The organism is Nostoc sp. DedSLP03, from assembly GCF_034530815.1.
In the GTDB taxonomy this organism is placed as follows: Bacteria; Cyanobacteriota; Cyanobacteriia; order Cyanobacteriales; family Nostocaceae; genus Nostoc.
This window is the reverse complement of record NZ_JAVRCK010000053.1, coordinates 20807-44087: the sequence shown is the minus strand read 5'-3', so window position 1 is coordinate 44087 and position 23281 is coordinate 20807. Positions and strand designations below refer to the sequence as shown.

The window sequence follows — 23281 nt, the reverse complement described above, 5'->3', positions numbered from 1 at the left end:
CACTAGCACCACCAAATGATGGGATTCCTCCTCCACTAGCACCACCAAATGATGGAATTCCTCCACTACCACCAAATGATGGGGTTTTTCCATCGCCCAGTTCCTTGTCAAGCTTTGAGGCAACTAGCTTGTCAATAGTAACCCTCAAATCGAACCCGTTCGGTATTTCACTTGTGCTAATACCATAAGTCTGGCTACCAGTACCAGTCAAAGGGTCGCTGCCACTACCTTGGTTACTACCACCTGTGGATGGGTTCCCGCCACCTGCGGATGAGTTACTACTGCCACCAGCACCAGTCAAAGGGTCGCTGCCACTACTTTGGTTGCCACCACCTGTAGATGGGCTACCACCGCCTGTGGATGGGCTACCAGCGACTTTAGATGGGTTGACACCGCCTGCAAAGATATTCCAGAAGTTGTCACCTGCGAAAGGATTACCACCATAGGCTAAATCAGGCTGACTGCCACCGCTACCATCACTACCACCAAATGGGCTACTGCCATCTTCTCCCTTACCAACACCACTGAATAGATTTTTGACCCCTTCCTTACCGACAACTTCTTCCAAGCGACCGAAGGGTGATTGTTCAATCGGATTGTTCCCACTAGTAGAGGAGTTACTGCTACCACTATTACTTGAATTGTCTGCCATTAGAATTAATCCTCGCTATTGTTTTGATAACAATTTTGCTAGCATCAGAACATAAAATAGACAAAATTAAGTCTATTTCATGGTTATTTTGTTGTTTTAATTGTTAGCAAAACTATTTAGTAGCTATTAAATAACTGGGTTATCTTTATTAAGTTGAGATAATCAATTTTTAATTAATGCTACCTATTGACACTTCCAATCTATATGATTGAACTTGGAAGCACAATGAAAAATATTTTGATAAAAATATCAAAATTGTAGATATTTTTAGACAATTTTTAAAAAAACCTGAGATATTTGTAAGTAGGTGTGGATAAACAGACTTAAACTAAAATAAAATCTTTGCGATCGCTTCTCTACGAGACGCTTCGCGAACGTTTTACTCGCAATAACGTAGTTATGAATTTTCCCACCTACTTACCTATAACAAAAATTAAACTTGGTTAAACATTATCTAGCAATGAACAATCTTTTGATAAATTTACCAAATTTTTAGATATTTAATTAATTTGCGTTTAACCGAGCTTCTATTACTTTTAGTCGATGTAATACCCAATTGATCGGGGGATTGAGTGTGGTATAAAACGTTTTCTTACCGTCCAAAAAATTTTGAAAACATCCTCTTAGCACCACTACAAAGTGTAGCGAAAAAAAGTTCAGTACAGGAATTATTTCAGATAAATCAGCAAATTCAATCCCGGAATTGTGCGGGAAAGTGTCCACAAAACTAGCGTGATGTAAATTACACCCAAACTCCATTGATACCAAGCAAGTGCAGAGATGATGCCTGGTAAGTGTTCGTCTCGCAGGCGAATGTCGTTAAATCCTAATTTAACTAGATTGTTGAGACTAAAATCATAATAGTTGAGCCAGTTCCAACGGCGATCGCCCAATAGAGGCATATATCGTTCCCGAAATGTCTCATTCCTTGGTATCACTGGCAAACGTCCAATCAATAATCGTAACTGGCGAAATGTGCCGTCTTCTGTGAAGTAAGAAACGTCCATTAAGTCATGATAACGACCTTGTTGGTAAAGTCGGATCGATAAAGCCATTGGGACGGGAACAAGAATAATGAAAAGACATCCCAACGTCAGCCAAGGTTGTTCGGCATTGCGAAAGATTGCTAGTAAGCTGAAGAATTCTAAAACGCTAAAACTGACTAATATCGAAATGGTTTCGTAAGATGTGGGAATAATTGGTACCGGATGCAGCCGACGATAGCGATCCACTAGCCAAAATAGTAGCCCGAAATAAGCGATCGCAACTCCTCCCACGCCAAAAACTAACCAAAAATTTGTCCCATAACCACTTAACAATAACAATACACTCAATGCCAACCAACTCCAAGCTTGCAGCAACCACCCACATATAGAAAGGTTTTCGCCAACAATTAAGCGATCGCTTAGTTGGGTATATTTTTCTAAATCGATGTCTGCAATGGTGAGTAACTCACTACTGTTACGAAAGGATTTTACCAGACGACGCTGGGCGATCGCTTGGGCTTGAGTTGCAGAAAAACCTAAATTGATTAAACTTGCAACAGTTGCACTATTAATATTTGTAGCCGTCAACCGATGCCCAAACTCGATTAATCGCAATCGTTGTTTTGTGTATTCCAGTTCATTAGCATCGCCTACTTGCTGTTGCTGACGGAAATTTTGCCCCAAATTCCGCAAGACGTTTTGATTACCTTGGAATGTTGGGATGCAGAACATCTGACCAATCTGACCGGGATTACCTAAAATTTTCGCTTGATTAGAGTTAAAAGTTAAACCAGGTACGCTTAAACAAGCCTCTTTAGCAAACCTGGCATCACTAAAATCTGCAAGGTTAAGAATATTTGCCCCTTGCAGATTTACCAATTGGTTAAACTCCACTTCTCGGAAGCTTACACCTTGCTCAAAAGTTGCTTCTGTTAAAAGAAGAAACTGATTAAAACCTGCTTTAGTAAACTGGGCTTGATTGGCAAAATCCACTTCCGAAAAATCAGCATTTCCTTGCCATTGGACACTACTGAATTTAGCCAACTGTTTAAACGTTGCTTGGTTAAAGTTGGCAGTTGTCTCAAAGATACTACCTTGAAAATCAGCCAATTCCCGAAATTTAATTTTTTTAAAGTTAGCTTTTTCAAAAAATATACTGCCCTGAAAATTGCTTGGTTGCTGGAAGTTAGCACTGGTAAAACTAACAGGACGAGCAAATCTAGTTTGAGTCCAGTTAGTGGGTTGGAGAAAAGTTGCACCTTGGGCATCAACAGACTGAAGAAAAAAAGTATTGGAGAACTTCACTTCGCCGTTGAAGCGAGTTTGCACCAGTGTTAAGACACCACGAAAGACCGCGATTTCACTGGCTGGAGTTGACTCTGTTCCCAGAAGCGATCGACAATCTTTAGAGTTGGGTAAAGCGATGGCGAGTGACTCTAAACAAACGAAGCGCAAACGTTCTAGTTTTTCTTGTTCGTTAGCGGTAAAAATCGGTGCAATAGCTTTTGCATACAATGGTGTTCTTAAACCCAAATCACTGCCGACAAAATCCCCCAGAATCAAAGCATAGCTGAGGTCTAAACCTAAAGGTCTTGTACCAAGTTCTTTTCGTAATAGTTGGTAAAAAGCATCACGAAAGCTGGCGTTTTCTGGGCGTAAATCGATCGCCATTTTTTGCAAATCTACGGTTAAATTTCCTTCGCGGAGTGTCGGTGTGTGTAGTCGTTCTTGCAATAATTCTAGGGTTAAGGGTGTGCGTTCTGGTTGTGTTTGTGCTGCCGAAGCTGGTAGGGGGAGGAGGAGTAAAACGCAAAGGAACGCTAAGGGAAGCGCAGAGGTACGCAGAGAAATTCCTCTGTGTACCTTTGTGTTTAACCTCTGCGTGCCTTTGCGTTTAAAAGATAAATTATGCAAATTGTTCGATTATTCGTCACTAATCAGCAGAACAATTTTACCTGCCACAGACCCGTTTTCAATTAATTGGTGGGCTTTAGCTGCTTCTTTTAAGGGAAATTTGTGACTCACATGGATTTTTAATTTGCCTTCATCGATCCAGGTGGCAGATTGTTCGAGAATTTCTGCATGATGGTGGAGACTATCTTGTAATCCTAGCAAGGCTGGTGCCAACATGAATTCTAAACCAATGCGGAGGTTGCGAGTTCTAGCAGTTTTCCAAACAGTATTGGCATTTGGTTCGAGAATCGTCACAATATCGCCATAGACTCGCACTGCGGGGAAGGTTTTGTGAAAGGTTTCGCCGCCTACGGTATCAAAAGCCAAGTCTACGCCTTCGCCACCAGTCCAATCTAATACCGCTTGCACAAAGTCTGTTTGTTTGTAAAAAATTACATTATCCGCACCGAGTTCTTTGACAAAATTAGCTTTTTCCTCAGAACCCACGGTGGTGGAAACAGTAGCACCTTTGAGTTTCGCCAATTGAATTGCTACATGGCCGACACCACCAGCACCCGCATGAATCAAAACCCGTTCCCCAGGTTCTAATCGTCCCCGTTCGTATAAAGCTTCCCAGGCGGTGATTAATACTAAAGGCGCTGCTGCGGCTTCGGCAAAGGAGATAGAGGCGGGTTTACGTGCTACAAACCGCTCATCCACAACGGTATATTCAGCGTAATTTCCTTGGTGTGCGCCCAAGCCACCATAGCAAAAATATACTTCATCACCTGCGCGAAAACGCTGAACGCCAGCACCTACTGCTTCCACGATCCCTGCACCATCACATCCTAAAATAGTCGGCGTGCGATCGGGGTAGAAACTGCCTCGACTCCGAAGTTTAGTGTCAATGGGGTTAATGCCAGCCGCCACCAAACGTACTAAAAGTTCAGTATTCCCGACAGGAACAGCAGGGTTTGGCACATCCTGCACTTGTAGAACTTCGGGATTGCCAGCTGCTGTCATCAAGACTGCTTTCACAACTCTTTCCTCCTGGCTTTAGATGCACATTCTTATGCAACTTTACCGCAAGAGGGTAGATCCAGAGATATTTATCAGCCAAAACTGCAATGTCTCCCACGTTTTTAAATATGTGTTCCCTTCTACCTTCTACCTTGAAAGTGCTGAGTGGCGAGTAAAAATACTAGTCCTGAGTAATTTTTTCATTCAAGGCTTTTGAAACTTAACTTGTTTCATCGGGACTACCTCCTGCGCCCTGCCCCCTGCCTTCTGAATTACAAAAGATGATTGTTTTTGTCCAACTTCCTTCGCTGCTAGTAATACACTTAGGGTATTAATTACATAAGTGCTTTCCTCAGCAGCACTATTAATTTCTTCTCCTAAAAAGCTCTGTGCTAGTTTGAATTCCTGGATCAGAGTTTCGCGATCGCTTTGAATAATTAATTGTGCTAATCGATGATAAGTAGATGCTATTCTACTTATGGCTGCACGTCGCTCTGGTGTAGCTAGCATAATGTCTACTACCATAGATGCAGACTGGGTGAATATGCGACTAGCCATATCAATTTCCAGACGGTAAACTGGGCTAGAAAAGTCTAAGCTACGACGAAGAAACAAAGCAAATAAAACTCCTCTCTAAAAAATACCTCTAAAACTTTGTTTGATTACCCAAGATTGAATTAGAAAGTTAAGGAGAGATTAAAATATGGCACTCATTCGTTGGGAACCATTCCGTGAAATGGAGATTCTGCGTCGTCAAATGGATCAACTATTCTCTGATCTGACAGCAGCCGAGCGCGATAACTCCGAGATTTCTGCATCACCAAGAACAGCGTGGGTTCCTGCGGTTGAATTACATGATAATGGTTCAGAGTTGCTATTAAGAGTTGAAATTCCAGGCGTGGAAGCTAAAGACTTGGATATTCAAGTTACTCAAGATGCAATTTCGATAGCTGGCGAGCATCGTTACGAAAAACATTCCCAATCTAACGCTAAAGTTCATTCGGAATTCCGGTATGGCAAGTTCGCTAGAGTAATTCCTCTGCCAACCAAAGTTCAGAATCAACAAGTTAAGGCAGACTTGAAAGATGGGATTTTAATTTTGAATTTACCCAAACTGGAGCAAGAACAAAACAAAGTCTTTAAAGTGAATTTAGGTCAATCTCAAAGTCCTACAGCTTCTATAGAAGCTGGCAATGGCAACAACTAACCCAACATAACATCACAGCAAAGTCTTCCAACTGCTTGAGAAGATATTCTATTTTCTCATTCAATGATTTCTATATCTCTGGAATAGGTAAATTTTGATAAAAACCCCAGCTAAACTTATCGGCTGGAGTTTTTATTGTTTTTTTACTTAGCACTGTTTTGGTAATACCAATTCTGTATCAAGATGCACATGAAAGACCCTCTGGTTAATTCTCTGATGCTTTGGGAGACGGCGTGGCCGAGGGTAAAGATATGCAGCTTCAGGAAGAAACGGTATCAATTTAGCAGAGGGTGCTATTCCTCTTGGACATCAACCCAGATACTGCCTTCTTCAACACGAATCGGAAATACTGGCAAGGCTTTTGGTTGTGAAACCAACGAGAGTACCTTACCTACACCAGGTGGCCAGGCACACCATCCTTGTACTTCACCAGTCCGCAGGTCAAAGGCACTGCGATGGAAGGTACAAACTATTGCCCCACTTTCAGTGATTTTCCCACTTTTCAAAGGTAATTTTAAGTGAGGGCAGTTGTTATCTACAGCATAAAGCTGACTTTCGTGATTCAAAAGCAAAATTTTTCGGTTGCCAACTTTCACCACTTCTCGCGCACCAGGGGAAAGTGCTTCGACTGCAAGAACTTTAGTCCAACTCATTAGGTTCTCTTCTCCTAATATATCTGCTTACAGTTTCCCGCAATAGTGACCAGTGCGATCGCCTTTCAATACCAAAGAGCCGAGAATGTCTACAACGGGCTTTGTCTAAGATACTAAAACTATAAAATTTTACAAAATATACAATTTTTATACTGAATAAAATTATTTCTGGGTAAACTAAATAAAGCGCTTACTATCTATGTATCACAAGGGTTATAGCTGATAAAATTCAATTTTAAAGGAGATAAAAAATGATTAAGACAAGTTACGAATTTGACCAGTCTATCCTCGCCGCAGGATCTTCATTAAAGACAAATATTCTGCTACGTTTTCGTGCCGACATAGCTAAATCTCCTCGACGTAACCTTAACCTTTCGCTTGTAATTGACCGTTCCGGCTCTATGGCAGGCGCTCCCTTGCATCACGCACTCAAAGCCGCTGAGTCTGTGGTAGAGCGACTTGAGCCAGATGACATTCTCTCAGTAGTTGTTTACGACGATGAAGTGGATAGTGTTGTGCCACCCCAAGCTGTGACTAACAAAGCCACCCTGAAAAATTCCATCCGCAAGGTGAGAGCAGGCGGTATTACCAATTTGTCAGGGGGATGGCTCAAAGGCTGCGAACACGTGAAGACGCGACTCGATCCCCAAAAAATCAACCGTGTTCTCCTGCTTACCGATGGTCACGCCAATATGGGCATTCAAGACCCCAAAATCCTGACGGCGACAGCAGGGCAAAAAGCTGAGGAAGGTATTATCACAACTACGTTAGGTTTTGCTCAAGGTTTCAACGAAGACTTGCTGATTGGAATGGCAAGGGCAGCCACGGGCAACTTCTACTTCATTCAAAGCATCGATGAAGCAACTGAAGTGTTTAGTATTGAGCTAGATAGTTTAAGAGCAGTAGTGGGACAAAACCTCAAGGTGACACTTGAATTGGCAGATGGTGTCAGCCTGGTTGATACCTTGAGTCTGGCTCAAGTTAGCCAGAATGACGCTAGTCAAGCTGTCATCACCTTGGGAGAGCTTTACGAGGATGAGGACAAACTTCTCGGTTTGAGTCTGGGGATATCAAGCGCTCAAGTTGGTGATTTACCTGTGATGAAACTGCATTACAGCGCCGATGTTGTGCAAGATGACCGGATTCAAAGCGTTTCCGGTACTATAGATGTCGTCGCCAAAGTTGGCACTGTTGAGGAAGCAGCTTTTGCTGCTACCAGCCATATCATTCTGGAACTGAGTCGCCTTACCATTGCTAAGGCTAAAGAGACTGCCCTTAATCTCGCTGAACAGGGCAAGCATCAGGAAGCCGAACAAATCCTGCGGGCGCTCGTGAAAGATTTGCGAGATAAAGGGTTGAATGAGAATTTTGAAATTGCTGAAGAAATCGATCAGCTGGAATATTTCGCCAGTCGAATCGCTCAAAAAGCTTTAGGCAATGCCGGACGGAAAGAGATGCGAGACCAGACTTACCAAACGATGACGCGCAATCGCAGCGATTTGGTGGGTCGTGGTGTCACTACTGGCGATGAAGTCTACGCCATGCCCATTGTGAATGAAGTCGGTTCAGGTGTTGAATTGCACTGCGTTCGTGAAGGGGGTAAACTGCGGGTCAAGGTCATGTCTGAAGGCTACGATCCAACCAAGAACATCCAGTTTCCCCGTGCTATTCGTGCCGAAGGGGCGCGCTATGTCGTTGAAGGATTGGAACTCTCAAGCGATGCTACTTTCTATCGGGTACGTGGTAAGATTACCCGTTTTGCTCAACCCGGTGAAACAGATATCTTTGTTGCCCCTAGACAATCCAATCGAGCTAACACAGGTAAAGCTTCCAAAGGCCCTGCCAGTGCTGCCGATCTGCCCACAACTGACAGCGTAGGGGACAGCATTTTAGTTCAGTGTGTCAAAGATGGCAGCAAACTACGTGCTAGAGTGGTTTCCGATGGATATGAACCGGATTGGAATATGCGCTTTCCGCGATCGGTGCGCGAAGAAGGAATGCTTTACGTCGTTGATGAAGTCAAAACTGCACCAGACGGCAAATCTTATATTGCCTGTGGTGAAATTAAGCGATTTGTCCAACCCACTTGAATTGGGGAGCGGGGGAGAAATCAATTCAAAATTCAAAATTCAAAATTCAAAATTAAAGAACTTCTTCCTCCTGCCTCCTCTTTCCCAATGCCCCATGCCCCATGCCCAATCCTTAAAATATGCCAAGTAAATATGCCTTAGCTGACTGAGACTGTCAGGATCAAAGAGTAAAGAGTAAAAGGGAATCTATTTTGACTTTTAACTTTCTCCTTTTGTTCAACTTTCCGCAACGGGAGGCTTAATCTTGACTAAATTGAAAGTTGGTATCAACGGCTTCGGTCGAATCGGGCGACTTGTACTTCGCGCTGGCATCGATAATCCTAACATTGAGTTTGTGGGTATTAACGATCTAGTACCACCAGATAATCTTGCTTACCTATTAAAGTACGACTCAACCCACGGTCAATTAAAGCATAAGGTTGAAGCCAAGGAAGACGGCATTCTGATTGACGGACATTTTATTCCTTGTGTGTCGGTGAGGAATCCAGCAGAGTTACCTTGGGGAAAATTAGGTGCAGATTATGTCGTAGAAGCTACCGGACTCTTCACTGATTATGAAGGAGCTGCAAACCATCTGAAGGCAGGTGCAAAGCGAGTGGTAATTTCCGCTCCCACCAAAGATCCAGATAGAGTTACTACCCTGTTAATGGGTGTCAATCATCAACTGTTTGACCCTAGCAAGGATATCATTGTCTCCAATGCTAGCTGCACTACAAACTGTCTAGCTCCCATAGCTAAGGTCATTAATGATAATTTCGGGTTGACTGAAGGGTTGATGACCACAGTCCATGCTATGACTGCGACTCAGCCAACTGTAGACGGCCCCAGCAAGAAAGACTGGCGGGGTGGTCGAGGTGCATCCCAAAATATTATTCCCTCCTCCACAGGCGCAGCGAAAGCCGTAGCACTGGTTTTACCAGAATTGAAGGGCAGGTTAACTGGGATGGCATTACGAGTTCCGACTCCCGATGTCTCTGTAGTTGATTTAACTTTCAAAACAGCCAAAGAAACCAGTTATCAGGAAATCCGTGCTGCGATGAAGGAGGCTGCCGTAGGTTCACTAAAGGGTATCTTGGGTTACACAGATGAAGAAGTAGTTTCCACAGATTTTCAAGGTGATACCCATTCCAGTATCTTTGACGCAGGTGCTGGGATTGAGTTGAATCCCAACTTCTTCAAGGTAATTGCCTGGTATGACAACGAGTGGGGCTACTCAAATCGCGTGATTGACCTAATGTTGTCTATGTCACAGAAGGAAAAACTCGCACCGACAGCGGCTGTGGTTTGATTGGTCATTTGTCATTGGTCATTTGTCATTGGTCATTAACTTTTAACCTTTGACTCTTGACCTTGACTTTTGGGATTTGGGTCAAATGGTAAATACTCCGAAAATCAAACGGAATTTAGGATTTTTATTTAGCAAACCAGTGATATGAAGCACGTGTGAATTTGGATGTTTTGTGCAATGTCTACGACGGGCTACGCCTACGCAAAAAGCATCCAAATTTGCAGGTTACTCCTCAACCCCCAATCCCTATGCGTCGAACCAAAATCATTTGTACTGTTGGCCCGGCTACATCTGCACCTGAAAAGCTGCAATCCTTGGTAAAAGCTGGAATGAATGTGGCACGGCTGAATTTTTCCCACGGAGCTTATGAATTCCACGCCCAAACGGCTCACTATCTCAGGCAAATTAGTACTGAGTTGCAAAAGCCGATCGCGATTATGCAAGACTTATGTGGCCCCAAAATTCGCTTGGGAACTTTACCACCGGAAGGCTTAAATTTAGAAGCTGGTACTGAAGTTACCTTTGTTTTGCAAGAAAAGGGTGAGAGTATTGACGAACTACCTTTACCATTGCCGACTTTGTTCGCAATGGTGCGACCTGGCGAACCGATTTTGATTAATGATGGTCGCGTCAAGTTAATTGTTACCGATCGCGATGCCGATCGCATTCGGGCACAAGTTAAAATCGGCGGGCTAATTTCTACGCACAAGGGAGTAAACCTGCCTCAAACTCCTTTACCTGTAAGTTCGATCACCGAAAAAGACTTGCTGGATCTGCGCTTTGGGATTCAGTTAGGTGTAGACTGGGTAGCGGTATCCTTCGTGCGATCGCCACAAGACTTAGAACCCGCCAAGCGCATGATTGAAGCTGCTGGCGCTTCGATTCGCTTAATTGCCAAAATCGAAAGAGCGGAGGCAGTAGAAAACTTTGACTCTATTCTGAAGGTTGCCGACGCAATTATGATCGCCCGTGGCGATTTAGGGGTGGAAGTGCCAATTCACGAAGTACCCCTAATTCAAAAAGAGATTATTCGCCGTTGCAATCGTGCTGGCAAGCCGGTGATTACAGCCACCCAAATGCTAGAGTCGATGATTAGCGCCCCCGATCCCACCCGCGCCGAAGCAACCGATGTTGCTAACTCGATCTTGGATGGAACAGACGCGGTAATGCTTTCTGGTGAAACAGCTGTCGGACAATATCCCATCGCCGCCGTCGAGATGATGCACAACATCGCCGTGCGGACAGAACAAGCTCTAGATGAGGGTAGCAAACACGCTTGGTGTCATGAAGCAGGCAGTCTGAGCGTTACCGAATCTGTGGCAGAATCCGTCTGTCGTATCGCCTATGAAACTGGCTCACGGGCAATTCTCTGTAACACTACATCAGGAAGTACGGCGAGAATGGTTTCTAAATATCGGCCGACTTCTCTGATTATTGCCCTAACCTCCGACATCACCGCTTACCGCCAGCTAGCGCTTTCTTGGGGTGTGGAAGCTTTGCTGATCCCACCAGTCCACAATGCTGAAGAGATGTTTACCAATGTGGTGAACACAGTTGTAGACATGGGTTTAGCGAATAAGGGCGATAAAGTAGTAATTACCTCTGGTGTTCCAATTGGTAAATCAGGAACAACTAGTTTAATCAAAGTGCATTCCATTGGACAGCCAATTTCGGCATAAGGCACTTAGAATAGGGCTGTGGCTCAAGATAGTAAGTAAAATTGGGCAATAATTAAGAAAAATTGCCAGAATCAGAATTGAAGGAAGAGTAAAGAGTGTAAAGAACTGGGGAATAAGTAAATCCTGTAACATTCATCACGGAGTATTTTATGTCTAAGAATTTACTGGAACAATTGCGACAAGTGACTGTTGTAGTCGCAGATACAGGGGATATCCAGGCAATTGAAAAGTTTAAGCCCCAAGACGCTACCACCAATCCTTCGCTGATTACTGCTGCGGCACAAATGCCAGAATATCAGGAAATTGTCGATCAAACTTTACTCCAAGCTCAGAAAGATGCTGGAGCCGGAGCCACCCAAGCACAGATAGTTTCTCTGGCTTTTGACCGTTTGGCAGTTGCCTTTGGATTAAAGATTTTGCAAATCATTCCCGGTCGCGTGTCTACGGAAGTGGATGCTCGTTTGTCCTACGATACCGAAGCTACTGTAACTAAGGCACGGGAATTAATTGCTCAGTATAAAGCTGCTGGAATTGGCCGCGATCGCGTTTTAATTAAAATTGCCAGCACTTGGGAAGGCATTCGCGCTGCGGAAATTCTCGAAAAAGAAGGTATTCACTGTAACCTTACCTTGTTATTTGGTCTTCACCAAGCGATCGCCTGTGCTGAAGCTGGCGTTACTCTAATTTCTCCCTTCGTGGGCCGGATTCTTGACTGGTACAAAAAAGATACCGGACGCGATAGCTACCCAGCAGCCGAAGATCCAGGTGTTTTGTCTGTCACTAAAATCTACAACTACTACAAGAAATTTGGCTATAAAACCGAAGTTATGGGAGCTAGTTTCCGTAACGTTGGTGAAATTACTGAACTTGCAGGTAGTGATTTGCTAACCATTTCACCGTCGCTTTTGGCTGAATTACAAGCAACTATCGGAGAACTGCCACGTAAACTTGACCCTGCAAAGGTAGCAAACTTGTCAATCGAAAAGATATCCATTGACAAAGCTAGCTATGACAAGATGCACGCTGCTGACCGCATGGCAACCGACAAACTAGACGAAGGTATTAAAGGTTTCACCAAGGCACTAGAAGACCTTGAGAAACTTTTGGCAGACCGACTCGTTCGCCTGGAAGGAGAGGTAGTGGCAAGCCATTAGGGACTTCCAATTCAAAAACATCCAAAGTAGTGTGCGTTACGGCTTAAGCCGTAACGCACTTCAAATATGATGTCTGGGTAATTTAGTTATGATTGCCATAGTCATTTCATTCCACACGCCAGTCGCTCATCGAGGAAACTCCGACAAGCAACAGCAATGCTTGTCTACGTAGGCGTAGTCCGTCGTAGACATTGCATCAAAAATTTACGCTGCGGATATGATATGACTCTTTTAATCCTCGTGGTCATCGAACGGATCGTTCAATTCCTTGCTAGGAGGGCCAAAGGAGGTATAAATCGAAAATCCAGTGATGGCAATCACCACGGCAGCCACAGAAATGCTAAGAACTATTGCGGGTTCCATAATTGAGAGATAGATGATGAGTGCTATTCTTATAGAATATTACAGAAGATTAAAAAAAGCTTTGGCAAGTAATCTTAGGTGAACTATGGCACAAAGGACTAGGTTGGGAGATATCCTGAAACCACTGAACTCTGAGTATGGGAAAGTGGCTCCAGGTTGGGGTACTACCCCTGTGATGGCTGTTTTTATAGGGCTATTTTTCGTGTTTCTGCTGATTATTCTGCAACTTTACAATAAAACACTGTTGGTTCAGGATGTATTTGTCGATTGGCGCAGTTTAGGACGCTAACACATACACGAGCGAGCGAGTTTGGATAACAAGTTAAGTTACACCCGGTTCTTCCGGGTTTTTTTGTGAGTTGCGATTTCCGACTAGACTAACTATATATGTGAGTTTCTGTAGTGGTTTTAGAGTTTACAGGAGACAAAAAATGAATATATTTGGTATCGGTCTGCCGGAAATGGCTGTAATTATGGTAGTAGCGCTGTTAATCTTTGGCCCAAAAAAGCTGCCAGAGATCGGTCGGAGTGTGGGCAAAACAATTCGTAGTTTCCAAGAAGCTTCCAAGGAGTTTCAAAACGAGTTTCAAAAAGAAGCAGAACAGTTAGAAGAAGTTGTACAGACTACTGCTGAATTGGAACCTAAGCAAATCCACCCTGCTAAATCTGAGCAGGATACCGCTAGTTCTTCCCAACCTAGCTAGTCTGTCAAGTTCGTAGTAAGGACTTTAGTCCTTATTTTCTAAGCACTAAAGTGCTTACTACAAACCCTTCATTACTAGTAGTCTGGCAACCCAAAAATCTTAGATGGAGGTTGGGTAAAGGGTAAAGGGAAAAGGGTAAGAGGATGTCTGAAAACTTTTTGGTGTTGTATTTGAGACTTGTAGATCCCCCTAAATCCCCCTTAAAAAGGGGGACTTTGATTCCGGTTCCCCCCTTTTTAAGGGGGGCTAGGGGGGATCAAGCGAAATATTTAATACTTCTCAGACATCCTCTAAGGAATAAAAAACCTTTTCCCTTTCCCCCTTTCCCTTTCCCCCTTTCCCTTTACCCCGCCAAGTTGCCAAGGCGTACTACTAGAAAAGTGATAAATATCAATTGACTGTAGGCAAAATGACAGAAGCTGTTACGCAACCAGCTTTGGTAATTCCACAACTAATCGTCGGGTTAGGGAATCCAGAAGCTAAGTACGACCAAACACGCCATAATATCGGTTTTGCTGCTTTAGAAACTCTCTCTCGTTCTTGGCGCATTTCCTTAACAGAAAACCGCAAGTTTCAGGGTGAGTATGGCGAGGGTATGGCCCCAGGTGGAGGTAAAATTCGCTTGTTGAAACCGTTAACTTATATGAATCGCTCAGGACAAGCAATACAAGCGGTGACAAGTTGGTATAAATTGCCGCCTGAGTCAGTGTTGGTGATTTATGACGATATGGATTTACCTCTGGGAAAAACTCGTTTGCGCTTATCTGGTTCGGCTGGGGGACATAACGGCATGAAAAGTGCGATCGCACATCTTAGTACCCAAAACTTTCCTCGTTTGCGAATCGGTATTGGTAAACCCAAAGATGCAGCTAATAACGATGATTCTGGTGCGATCTCTCATGTGCTAGGGCGATTTTCCGCTGCCGAAAATCAGCAGATGTCTCTTGTACTTCAGTTCGTAGTTGAGTGTATTGAACTAAGTCTCAAGCAGGGAGTAGAAAAGGCGATGAATGTTTGTAATAGCCGCACCATTAATAATTCTGAGTCTTAAGGCTGGATGAATACTATCCTATCAGCTGATTAAAGAAAGCTAAACGATGTTTAAAGGCGCTTATTTTGGTTGATGGGCAGCGATTTTAGCTTGCTCCATCTAACCAAGATAAAGTCTCTAATGCACTCTACGTATAGGAAAAGTAACTTATTTACACCCTAATTAGCGGTGCGGCAGACTTTGCTTAATATTTGTATGAATAATGGCGATGTCTATAAAGGGCTACGCCTACGTGCTATTGCCTGTTTTCGGTCATAACCTCAAGCAACGCCGATATCACACCAAATAGGTTTATTTAAAACGTCTTGTGCGTCTAGCTGCCACTGCCTTACGTTTGCGTTTTTCTATTGGTGTTTCAAAGTGCCGATGATATTTCACATCAGCTAATATCCCAGCTTTGGAAACCTGGCGTTTAAACCGACGCAAAGCTGAGTCTATTCCTTCGTTCTCTCCTAGAACCACCTGGGTCATTCTTGCCTTTTCCTCATCATCAATAGTTTCCATTTTAATATTACCCTCAACCTTAGTAAAACCCCTCTGAGCTAAAGTCTACAATTAAGAGGCTATTCATCCGGTTAAGGCGGGTTATGTGTACTTCTATCTCGTAAAATCGTTACTTAACTAAAAGTTAATCTAAGTGCCCTAATGCACTCTCAGAAGCAATGGAGAAGATAGGAAAATTATAATACTAAATTTTTCTGGCTGTACCATCAACTAGCGAATAATGTAATCTTAGCTACTAAGGTAGATGAGCCAATCTGACTATATTTATAGATTTTAAAAGTTGATTCTGCCCTCATTTAGTAATTTATATCTAGCTGCTAATGCTGTAAAAGCAACTATGAAATTCCATAAGCTAGTTGGCTGTAAAATAACTCCACCGCTTAAGAAAACTAGTACTATGCCAATGCCTAGAAAAATCCATCCTAAGTTACCAGTTTCTCTTTGAAAAAAGACTAATGCAAATATACCTGTCATCGTTGCTAAAACTGAAGCTGTAGCCGGCAAGCTACGGTAAAAATATGAATAGTAACCACTAACAAATATGATATTTTGACCAAAAAAGTATAATCCTGTGAAAAGTAGAATTAAACCTATAAGTTTGATTAACAATCTACTCATAATATTTTGATGTTTTTAATAGCCCAAGCTAATTTTTCTCCGATTATAGTGGGGTTTTTATATCTTGCCAAATTTTTACCTGAATATGAATTTTTTACGTAAATATACTGAATAAACCTCCTGACTGTCTGAAAATGCCAGTACAAGTAATGTTGATTACATCAATTAGTCCTTGCCAGGGTTTTATCAAGGTGCTTTAATAGCGATCGCTGACGACAAGAAGCAGAGCTTCTAAGCATTCTGCAAAACAGTCTCACTTAGAGAATATGTACAAAACTTGCAGCGACTCGACATCGCTGCTGGTGTTGATAAAATTACAGACTGAAAACATTAAACTCAAAGATATGACAAGCTAGTAGCATATCTTTGACATTAAATTCTCCCCAAAGTTTAATAGGAGCATACATGGAGCCAATTATTGCTATAGTTTTAGCCCTTATAGGTTATGCATTAGGTTCTGCAAAACTGATTAATCAAGGAAATGAAGCCTTAGTCGAACGCTTAGGGCGGTATCATCGAAAACTTAAGCCGGGACTGAACTTTATTGTTCCCTTGGTCGATCAGATTGTCATGGAAGATACTACACGAGAGCAGTTTACAGACATTAAACCTCAGAATGTGATCACCCAAGATAATATTTACGTAGAAGTGGATGCTATTGTATACTGGCGGATTCGAGATATAGAGAGAAGCTTTTACGCGATTGAGGATCTGCAAGGATCGTTGACACAGATAACCACAACTACGCTCCGAGAAATCATTGCCCAAAATACCCTAGAGCAGACCAACGTCTCTAGAGCAGAGATGGACTCAGCTATTTTAGATCAGTTGAATCATGTAACGGCAGATTGGGGAGTTGAGATTCTCCGATTAGATATTCAGAGAATTACTTTACCTGAGAGTGTCCGAAAGTCTAGAGAAGAAGAACAAGCCGCCGTTATCAAAAAACGGGCACTGATTACCGAAGCAGAAGGGGAAAAAGAAGCTGCGATTAAAAAAGCAGAAGGAACTATGGCTTCAGTGCAAATCATTTCTCAAGCTCTACGTTCCAATCCCGACAGTAGGGATATTTTGCGGTATCTTGTGGCTCAAGATTACGTAGATGCTAGCCAAAAACTTGGTGAGAGCAGTAATGCCAAAATTGTCTTTGTAGACCCAGCTAACTCAAGTGAAATGTTTCAGGAGTTGATAGCCGAGTCAGTGAATCATGAAGGTAATGGCAGAAAAAGCGAAGAAGAGTAGTACTTAAGAGTTATGCTGTGCGGCTTGTCTTGATAGGGCATCGGCGACTAATGAAACATCGCGCATTTCTTGAACATCATGAACTCGGAGGATATCAGCGCCATTAAAAATAGCAGCACAACAAGCTGCTGCCGTTCCCCAAACTCGTGCTTTGGGATCTGGTTGATTTAAAATGCGACCAATGAAACTTTTACGAGATGCTCCTACCAAGATAGGACAATTGAGTGGTGCGAGCGATCGCAAACCGCGAAAAATTTCTAAATTTTGCTCGTAGTTTTTAGCAAAACCAATACCAGGATCGATAATAATTTTATCCAGGTCGATGCCCGCAGTAGTTGCTGCCTGTATTTGCCGAGCTAAAAAACTATAAATCTCACCAAGCAAATCTTGATAATCAGTCTGTTGTTGCATTGTCTGTGGTGTTCCCCGGATGTGCATTAAAATCATCGGTACACCTAACTGTGCGACTGTTGCCAACATTTCTGAGTCAAAAGTGCCGCCAGAAATATCATTAATAATATCCGCCCCAGCTTCTACAGATGCCTTGGCTACAGCAGCACGGGTTGTATCTACAGAAATCGGGACTGAAATCTTTGGTCTTAGCACCTGTAATACTGATAGTACTCGGTCAAGTTCCTCCACCAGAGTTATTTGCTTTGCCCCTGGTCGAGTTGATTGACCGCCCACATCAATGATGTCAGCACCAGCAGCCACCAGTGCTTGCGCCTGTACTAAAGCGGTAGAGGAAGTGTTAAACTCACCTCCATCACTAAAGCTATCGGGCGTTACATTTAAAATGCCCATCAAATAAGTCCGCTGTCCCCAATTGAAACAGCGTTCTCGAATTATCAAGTTTTTTGGCATAACCCTGTTTTGTCACTCTTGGAAAACAATAATCGAAGCAAGATTCTGAAACTTTCTGCTAAAACGGGATGCTCCCCAAAAGAAAGTTAGCACTGCTATGCGCCTTTATTAATCAAAACCTTGATTGATAATCGATCATTTTTGTCTTCTGGTAATAATAGCTTTCCATCTTTAGTTAGCTTCAGTTGTTGTCCCCGCCACTCTATAGTGTTGCCAAGAAAGCCAAAACACCAAATAACAAAGCTTAACAAGTCGCACACAATAACGAGCCACAAAAACTTTTTGACTATTGGATCTTTCAAACTGATAGTACCAACAAGCCAAGCCATCACCAATCTTGTTATCCAACAGATAGATAATCCTAGCCATCCTAATATTGAACCATTAGTGGCAATCAACAGCAACAAGCTGGTGACGACACCATAGGTAAAAATTAGTCCTAAATAACCCCAAGGACGAGAAACTCGTTTACCACGCGCCCAACGAATCTGTCGTCTGATGGCATCAACTAAGTTGTTGCTTATCTGTACGTGTTCAACTATGTAGTCAGAAAGTACAACTTTGTAACCTGCTTGGACAGGTAGATAGCCTAGTTGAAAATCATCTGCCAGATAATCAGCGATCGCTTCAAATCCACCGATAGTTTCTAGTACTTTTTTTGGGATGACAATAGTAGAACCAAAGGCAAATTTTATACCATTTTCTTTAATGTTGCTGACTAAAACCCCGGCGTGAAATTCAGTAGTAGTACTAATAGCTTCTAATATCGATATCCATCCTTGAGTTACGGTTCGATACATACAGGTAACTACGCCCACGTTTTTATCTTGCAACGGCTGGATAACTCTTTGCAAATAATCACCTCCTACTCGAATATCACTATCAGCAAGGACTAGAATTTCGTATTTCGCTTGGGCTGCGGCATTGGCTAAGTTGCTAATTTTCAGGTTTGTACCGATGATGCGATCGCTTACAATCAGCAAAATATCCAAATCTGAAAAATTGCGGATGATTTTCTCTACAACCTCTATGCAAGGGTCTTGAGAGTTTCGTACTGCAAAGATGATTTGATATTTGGGATAGTCCTGCTGGCAAAATGAGGCTAGGTTTTCATAAGCATTACTATCAAGCCCACAAATAGGTTTGAGAATACTAACAGGTGGATGAAACTCTCGATTAACTGCTTGGGGAGCAGCAAAAAAAGTTATTGCTGCATAAATTGCATAGCAATAAAACAAAACAGATGCTATGCACAAAATTAAAAGAAAATAACTAGCGATCGCATGAAGATTTGTTAAGAAGGTAGATGCAAACATAGCCATTCATTACCAGGCAATTAGTATTAGCATTTTCTAGATTCACTGCCGATAAGTTTAGGATTTTTGTATGTACGTTAGATGGGATTTGGATGACAAAGTTATACCAATTCAAAATTCAAAACTTGTACTGAGCGCAGTCGAAGTATTCAAAATTCAAAATTATTTAAGGCTGGATACGCCAGTATGTTGGGATAGGAAATGATGGTTAGTAAGTTCAAAGCCGTTACTCAGGAGCGCTTCGCGTACTTGACGACTTAACAATGCAGCCAGTTCTGCTTCTCCTGTGCTTAGTTCTCCATTTGCGTTGGCGTTGGCGTAGCCTCTCCAAGAGTTGCCCGCCACAGGCATCGCTGGATGAGAGTAAATTTCAACTAAGTTTGCCTGAATATGAGGTATCAATTTAAGTAAATATTCCTCTGTAATGCCTCCAGTTTGCAATAAACCGTAAACTCTTTGGGTAAAGTTAATACCTTGGGACTCTAGCAATTTCTCACCATAGCGGCGTAGTCTGCCAAATACTCCTGACCAAACTAGTTTTGTCAGTAGATGACTGCGATTAACTCTTAAGTTCATTCTCAGTTCTTCACTGGGAAGACGAATTACTTTAATATCAAATTCTGCTGCCAAATCAACTAAAATTTGCAAGACTACTGGATGTATGTGCAAATGCAAATGTCCATCGACATGAGAAAGAGGTAAATTAGTAGAACGGTATTTTTCTAATTGGGCGCGAATTTCTTGGCGCAATTCTTGATGGGTTTCCTTAACAAATTGATAGCGCAAACCGGCAAAAAATGGACTGTTGGAAAAGTTACCTTGTTTGTCAACTAAATGGGGAATTTGCTCTGGCGGTAAAACAGAACGACCACATACTAATACAAGATGTAGTCCAACAGCCAGGTTTGGATTGGCCTTTGCCAAAGTGACAGCCTCTTTTGCAGCATCAGCGCTCACCATCAGGCTGGTACTAGTTAGCACTCCTTCTTTATGTGCTTTGATAATTGCTTGATTAACTCCTTCAGAGAAACCAAAGTCATCACCATTGATGATGGCGAATCGCTGTGCTTGCATAAGTTTTGGCTTTTTAAGGTTCCGATAATTGAGCTATTTAATTAGATCGCAGTAAATTATTTTTGTGCATTTACTTATTTGGCTGGGTTATCGTCAATTCCTCCATAAAAATAACTAACAACTAACCAACAACTACTGATTCTGCTTTCGCAGTTGCTTGGGTGCGACGGTCTTTTAAGTAAGAGAAAAATTCCCGCCCTTCACGCAAGCGACGCACTAACATTTGGGGATCGGTGAGCATTTCACCAACAATTGGAATAATCGCTCTGGGACGGAAGTAAAATTTCCGATACATCCTTTCAACTGCATCCTCAATTTCAGCGCTGGAGAGATTTGGATATTGCAGTGTAGACATTTGAATTCCAGAACTAGCAACTAAAGAAGTGTTGCTAAACCAATTATTTTCTTGTGCTTGACGATAAAGTTCTGTTCCAGGATATGGAGCTGCGATCGAAACCTGAATTGTATGCGGACTAATCTCGCAAGCAAACCGGACTGTTTCTTCAATTGTTTGTGGGGTTTCGTCGGGTAAACCAATGATAAATGTGCCGTGTACAGTAATGCCAAGCTTATGACAATTTTCCATAAACTTTCGCGCTACTTCCAGCTTGATTCCTTTTTTAATTCCATCTAAAATTTGCTGATTTCCAGATTCAAACCCGACTAAAAGTAGGCGTAAGCCATTATCGCGTAGTTTTTTCAGAGTGTCATAATCTAGATTGGCGCGAGCGTTGCAACTCCAAGTTAGTTTGAGTCGCCGCAGATGTTCGCTAATTGCGATCGCTCGCTGTTTGTCTATAGTAAATGTGTCATCATCAAACATATATTCCCGTACTTTGTCACCAAAGATCGCTTTCGCTTCTTCCATCTCGCGGCCAACAGCTTCGGGGCTTTTTGTGCGGTATAAGTGTCCGCCAATTGTTTGCGGCCAAAGGCAAAAGGTACATTTTGCCGGACAGCCGCGCCCAGTATAAAAGGAAATGTATGGATGCAATAAGTAGCCAATAAAGTATTTGGTAATATCTAGATCGCGATGATAAATCGGCAATACACTGGGCATCGAATCCCAATCGTGAATTAAGGGACGATCTTGATTATGATGGATATTACCCTGGCGATCGCGATAGCTTAAACCTGTTATTTCTTCCCAAGATTTATCTTCGGCTATTTCTTTGCAGGTATAGTCGAATTCGTGACGACAAACAAAGTCAATGATTGGGTTTTCAAGCAACGTCTGTTCTGGTAATACTGCAACGTGCGCTCCAATTAAGCCAATCTTGACATCAGGGTTTTGAGCTTTGATTGTCTCGGCACACTTGACATCATTAGCCAGCGAAGGCGTGCTGGTGTGCATGATAATTAGCTCGTAATCTTGAGCAATTTCGATGACATCTTGTACTGTTTGACCGTGTGGAGGTGCATCAATAAGCTTGCTACCAGGCACAAGGGCTGCGGGTTGCGCCAACCATGTCGGATACCAGAAAGAAGTAATTTCGCGCTTGGCTTGGTATCGGGAACCTGCACCACCATCAAATCCATCGAAGGAAGGAGGACTGAGAAACAAAGTTTTTTTCACAGGTAGATTTCCCTTTGCAGGTTTTAGCTAACACTTTTTTAGGATAAAACCTAAAGGGCAACAGATGCGATCGCAGTTCTAAATCATTCATTAAATTTTCTCTTTTTCTCTCTTTAGCGAAAAATTTCTGCGTACCTCTGCGCTTTACTTTGCGTCTCTCTGCGTTTCAAAATATTATTTGTACCTCATTTAACTGGGAATCGCTATAACCGGAATGATTGGTTTATTTTTGCCGTGTTGTACTAAATTGGTCAGCGAATGCTTTGAACTCGACAGCATCATGACTACAGAACAAGCGTACATCCTGATTGCGATCGCTTGATAATGCGCGTAGCCGATCTTGATTGAGCAATCGAGCTTTGCGATCCACTTCCATCATCCATTGGTAGGCGCGTAAACCTGGCGTGCAGCTTTTTTTGGCTGAGTCCATCTCGTGCCGATAAAAATAGGCATCACCTGCGTGCAAAAGCCAACCTTCTGGTGTATCAATGGCGATACCAGCATGACCCCGCGTGTGACCAACAAGGGGAATGAGGAGAATCTCTGGCGGTAGTCCGTCGAGGTCACGTACTGCTTCAAAACCGAACCAAGGTTCGCCTCCGGCTGAATAATACTTCCAGTGCTTAACCTCATCCCACTGTTGTGGACGAAAGCGCCTTTTGGCAATGAATCCGCGCCGATCCTGGGCGGTTTCCATCTCAGTTTGCATTACGTGTACGGTTGCTTCTGGGAAATCTTCCAGACCACCGGCATGATCGAAATCAAGGTGGGTAAGCACAATATGACGCACATCTCGCGCGGAAAATCCCAACTTTTCAATTTGATCGACTGCTGTGTATTTTTTATCAAACTGGATGCCATTGAAATGAATGAAAAACGGGCTGAGGCGGGAGTAAGGCGAGTTGATATCGCGCAGCCCAAAGCCGGTATCAATTAGAACAAGCCCCTGCTCTGTCTCAATCAGCAGACAGTGGCAGACTAGATGAGCCTTCGGGCCGCGACTGAAGCCATCGAACAGGGCCCCGCCAATCGGGCACATACAGCCGCAATTGAGATGATGAATTTGCATGAATCCTCTGTTACGACTTTGACGGTGAAAGTAAGTAGGGGTACATATCTGTGCATTGGTGTCAACTTAGCGTGAAAGTCAGCCTATAAGCAGCTTTTAGATATTGTCTCGTTCCCAGTCGGAGACTGGGAATGCCTCAAGGAGGCTCCGCCTCCCTTGCTGGCGGCAGAGCCGCCAAGAGCAACATTTCCAGCCTAGAGGCTGGAAACGAGATTTGAAAAGGCTTTTAGCTGAAGTTGACACCAATGATACTTGTACGCCCCTACAGATGTACAAAT

The 23281-nt window shown here is 42.9% G+C and carries 22 protein-coding genes and 1 pseudogene; 10 read left to right on the top strand and 13 right to left on the bottom strand.

Annotated elements, in window-relative coordinates; genetic code table 11:
- From RM368_RS23375 to RM368_RS23360, 4 genes and pseudogenes are all read right to left on the bottom strand, one after another.
- A pseudogene (locus RM368_RS23375) lies at window positions 1-652 on the bottom strand (hypothetical protein); the annotation flags it as partial.
- 668 nt (window positions 653-1320) lie between these two features.
- Entirely contained in the window at window positions 1321-3552 is a 2232-nt protein-coding gene (locus RM368_RS23370; protein WP_322696250.1) for a pentapeptide repeat-containing protein, read from the bottom strand.
- 9 nt (window positions 3553-3561) lie between these two features.
- Entirely contained in the window at window positions 3562-4569 is a 1008-nt protein-coding gene (locus tag RM368_RS23365; RefSeq protein ID WP_322696249.1) for a zinc-dependent alcohol dehydrogenase family protein, read from the bottom strand.
- Window positions 4570-4755: 186 nt separating this feature from the next.
- Entirely contained in the window at window positions 4756-5109 is a 354-nt protein-coding gene (locus RM368_RS23360; protein WP_322696248.1) for a hypothetical protein, read from the bottom strand.
- Window positions 5110-5254: 145 nt separating this feature from the next.
- Here RM368_RS23360 and RM368_RS23355 point away from each other — a divergent pair, with 145 nt between their 5' ends.
- Window positions 5255-5758 (top strand): Hsp20/alpha crystallin family protein, encoded by a 504-nt coding sequence (locus tag RM368_RS23355; protein WP_322696247.1) that lies wholly within the window; start codon window positions 5255-5257, stop codon window positions 5756-5758.
- A gap of 293 nt (window positions 5759-6051) precedes the next feature.
- Here RM368_RS23355 and RM368_RS23350 read toward each other — a convergent pair whose 3' ends face one another.
- A complete protein-coding gene (locus tag RM368_RS23350) occupies window positions 6052-6411 on the bottom strand; it encodes a Rieske (2Fe-2S) protein (protein WP_322696246.1) in 360 nt (119 codons plus the stop codon).
- Window positions 6412-6662: 251 nt separating this feature from the next.
- On the opposite strand from RM368_RS23350, the gene RM368_RS23345 reads away from it, so the two are divergent.
- The 4 genes from RM368_RS23345 to RM368_RS23330 all read left to right on the top strand — a co-directional run bounded on the left by RM368_RS23345 (window position 6663) and on the right by RM368_RS23330 (window position 12622).
- Complete coding sequence (locus RM368_RS23345; protein ID WP_322696245.1) at window positions 6663-8501, top strand: vWA domain-containing protein; 1839 nt, start codon at window positions 6663-6665, stop codon at window positions 8499-8501.
- A gap of 244 nt (window positions 8502-8745) precedes the next feature.
- The gene (gene gap, locus RM368_RS23340; protein WP_322696244.1) at window positions 8746-9789 is read left to right on the top strand and encodes a type I glyceraldehyde-3-phosphate dehydrogenase; all 1044 of its coding nucleotides are present in this window, start codon (window positions 8746-8748) and stop codon (window positions 9787-9789) included.
- Between the two features lie 248 nt (window positions 9790-10037).
- Window positions 10038-11468 (top strand): pyruvate kinase, encoded by a 1431-nt coding sequence (gene pyk, locus RM368_RS23335; RefSeq protein WP_322696262.1) that lies wholly within the window; start codon window positions 10038-10040, stop codon window positions 11466-11468.
- Between the two features lie 149 nt (window positions 11469-11617).
- A complete protein-coding gene (locus tag RM368_RS23330) occupies window positions 11618-12622 on the top strand; it encodes a transaldolase (RefSeq protein WP_322696243.1) in 1005 nt (334 codons plus the stop codon).
- A 231-nt stretch (window positions 12623-12853) separates the two neighbouring features.
- Here RM368_RS23330 and psbN read toward each other — a convergent pair whose 3' ends face one another.
- Window positions 12854-12985, bottom strand: a complete 132-nt coding sequence (psbN, locus tag RM368_RS23325; protein WP_322688543.1) for a photosystem II reaction center protein PsbN — start codon at window positions 12983-12985, stop codon at window positions 12854-12856.
- Between the two features lie 85 nt (window positions 12986-13070).
- Between psbN and psbH the strand changes: the two genes are divergently transcribed.
- The 3 genes from psbH to pth all read left to right on the top strand — a co-directional run bounded on the left by psbH (window position 13071) and on the right by pth (window position 14740).
- A complete protein-coding gene (gene psbH, locus RM368_RS23320) occupies window positions 13071-13274 on the top strand; it encodes a photosystem II reaction center phosphoprotein PsbH (protein ID WP_322674201.1) in 204 nt (67 codons plus the stop codon).
- A 142-nt stretch (window positions 13275-13416) separates the two neighbouring features.
- Window positions 13417-13689 (top strand): TatA/E family twin arginine-targeting protein translocase, encoded by a 273-nt coding sequence (locus RM368_RS23315; RefSeq protein ID WP_094348881.1) that lies wholly within the window; start codon window positions 13417-13419, stop codon window positions 13687-13689.
- 409 nt (window positions 13690-14098) lie between these two features.
- Window positions 14099-14740 (top strand): aminoacyl-tRNA hydrolase, encoded by a 642-nt coding sequence (gene pth, locus RM368_RS23310; RefSeq protein WP_322674211.1) that lies wholly within the window; start codon window positions 14099-14101, stop codon window positions 14738-14740.
- 291 nt (window positions 14741-15031) lie between these two features.
- Here the strand turns inward: pth and rpsU are convergent, their stop codons facing one another.
- Both rpsU and RM368_RS23300 read right to left on the bottom strand, forming a co-directional pair.
- Window positions 15032-15211, bottom strand: a complete 180-nt coding sequence (gene rpsU / locus RM368_RS23305) for a 30S ribosomal protein S21 (RefSeq protein WP_069073049.1) — start codon at window positions 15209-15211, stop codon at window positions 15032-15034.
- 306 nt (window positions 15212-15517) lie between these two features.
- Complete coding sequence (locus RM368_RS23300; protein WP_322696242.1) at window positions 15518-15862, bottom strand: hypothetical protein; 345 nt, start codon at window positions 15860-15862, stop codon at window positions 15518-15520.
- Window positions 15863-16267: 405 nt separating this feature from the next.
- Between RM368_RS23300 and RM368_RS23295 the strand changes: the two genes are divergently transcribed.
- Window positions 16268-17104, top strand: a complete 837-nt coding sequence (locus RM368_RS23295) for an SPFH domain-containing protein (RefSeq protein ID WP_322696241.1) — start codon at window positions 16268-16270, stop codon at window positions 17102-17104.
- Between the two features lie 3 nt (window positions 17105-17107).
- On the opposite strand, the gene folP is transcribed toward RM368_RS23295, so the two are convergent.
- The 5 genes from folP to RM368_RS23270 form a co-directional block, all read right to left on the bottom strand.
- Window positions 17108-17968 carry a dihydropteroate synthase gene (folP, locus tag RM368_RS23290; protein ID WP_322696240.1) on the bottom strand — a complete coding sequence of 287 codons (861 nt, stop codon included), beginning with the start codon at window positions 17966-17968 and terminating at the stop codon, window positions 17108-17110.
- Between the two features lie 95 nt (window positions 17969-18063).
- Window positions 18064-19290 carry a bacteriohopanetetrol glucosamine biosynthesis glycosyltransferase HpnI gene (gene hpnI, locus RM368_RS23285; protein ID WP_322696239.1) on the bottom strand — a complete coding sequence of 409 codons (1227 nt, stop codon included), beginning with the start codon at window positions 19288-19290 and terminating at the stop codon, window positions 18064-18066.
- 156 nt (window positions 19291-19446) lie between these two features.
- Window positions 19447-20358, bottom strand: a complete 912-nt coding sequence (gene hpnK / locus RM368_RS23280; RefSeq protein WP_322696238.1) for a hopanoid biosynthesis-associated protein HpnK — start codon at window positions 20356-20358, stop codon at window positions 19447-19449.
- Window positions 20359-20479: 121 nt separating this feature from the next.
- Window positions 20480-21934 (bottom strand): hopanoid biosynthesis associated radical SAM protein HpnJ, encoded by a 1455-nt coding sequence (hpnJ, locus tag RM368_RS23275; protein ID WP_322696237.1) that lies wholly within the window; start codon window positions 21932-21934, stop codon window positions 20480-20482.
- Between the two features lie 223 nt (window positions 21935-22157).
- On the bottom strand, window positions 22158-22973 hold the full coding sequence (locus RM368_RS23270; protein WP_322696261.1) for an MBL fold metallo-hydrolase: 816 nt from the start codon (window positions 22971-22973) through the stop codon (window positions 22158-22160).
- Between RM368_RS23270 and RM368_RS23265 the strand changes: the two genes are divergently transcribed.
- Window positions 22917-23078 carry a hypothetical protein gene (locus RM368_RS23265; protein ID WP_322696263.1) on the top strand — a complete coding sequence of 54 codons (162 nt, stop codon included), beginning with the start codon at window positions 22917-22919 and terminating at the stop codon, window positions 23076-23078. The genes RM368_RS23270 and RM368_RS23265 overlap by 57 nt on opposite strands.
- Window positions 23079-23281: the final 203 nt, after the last annotated feature.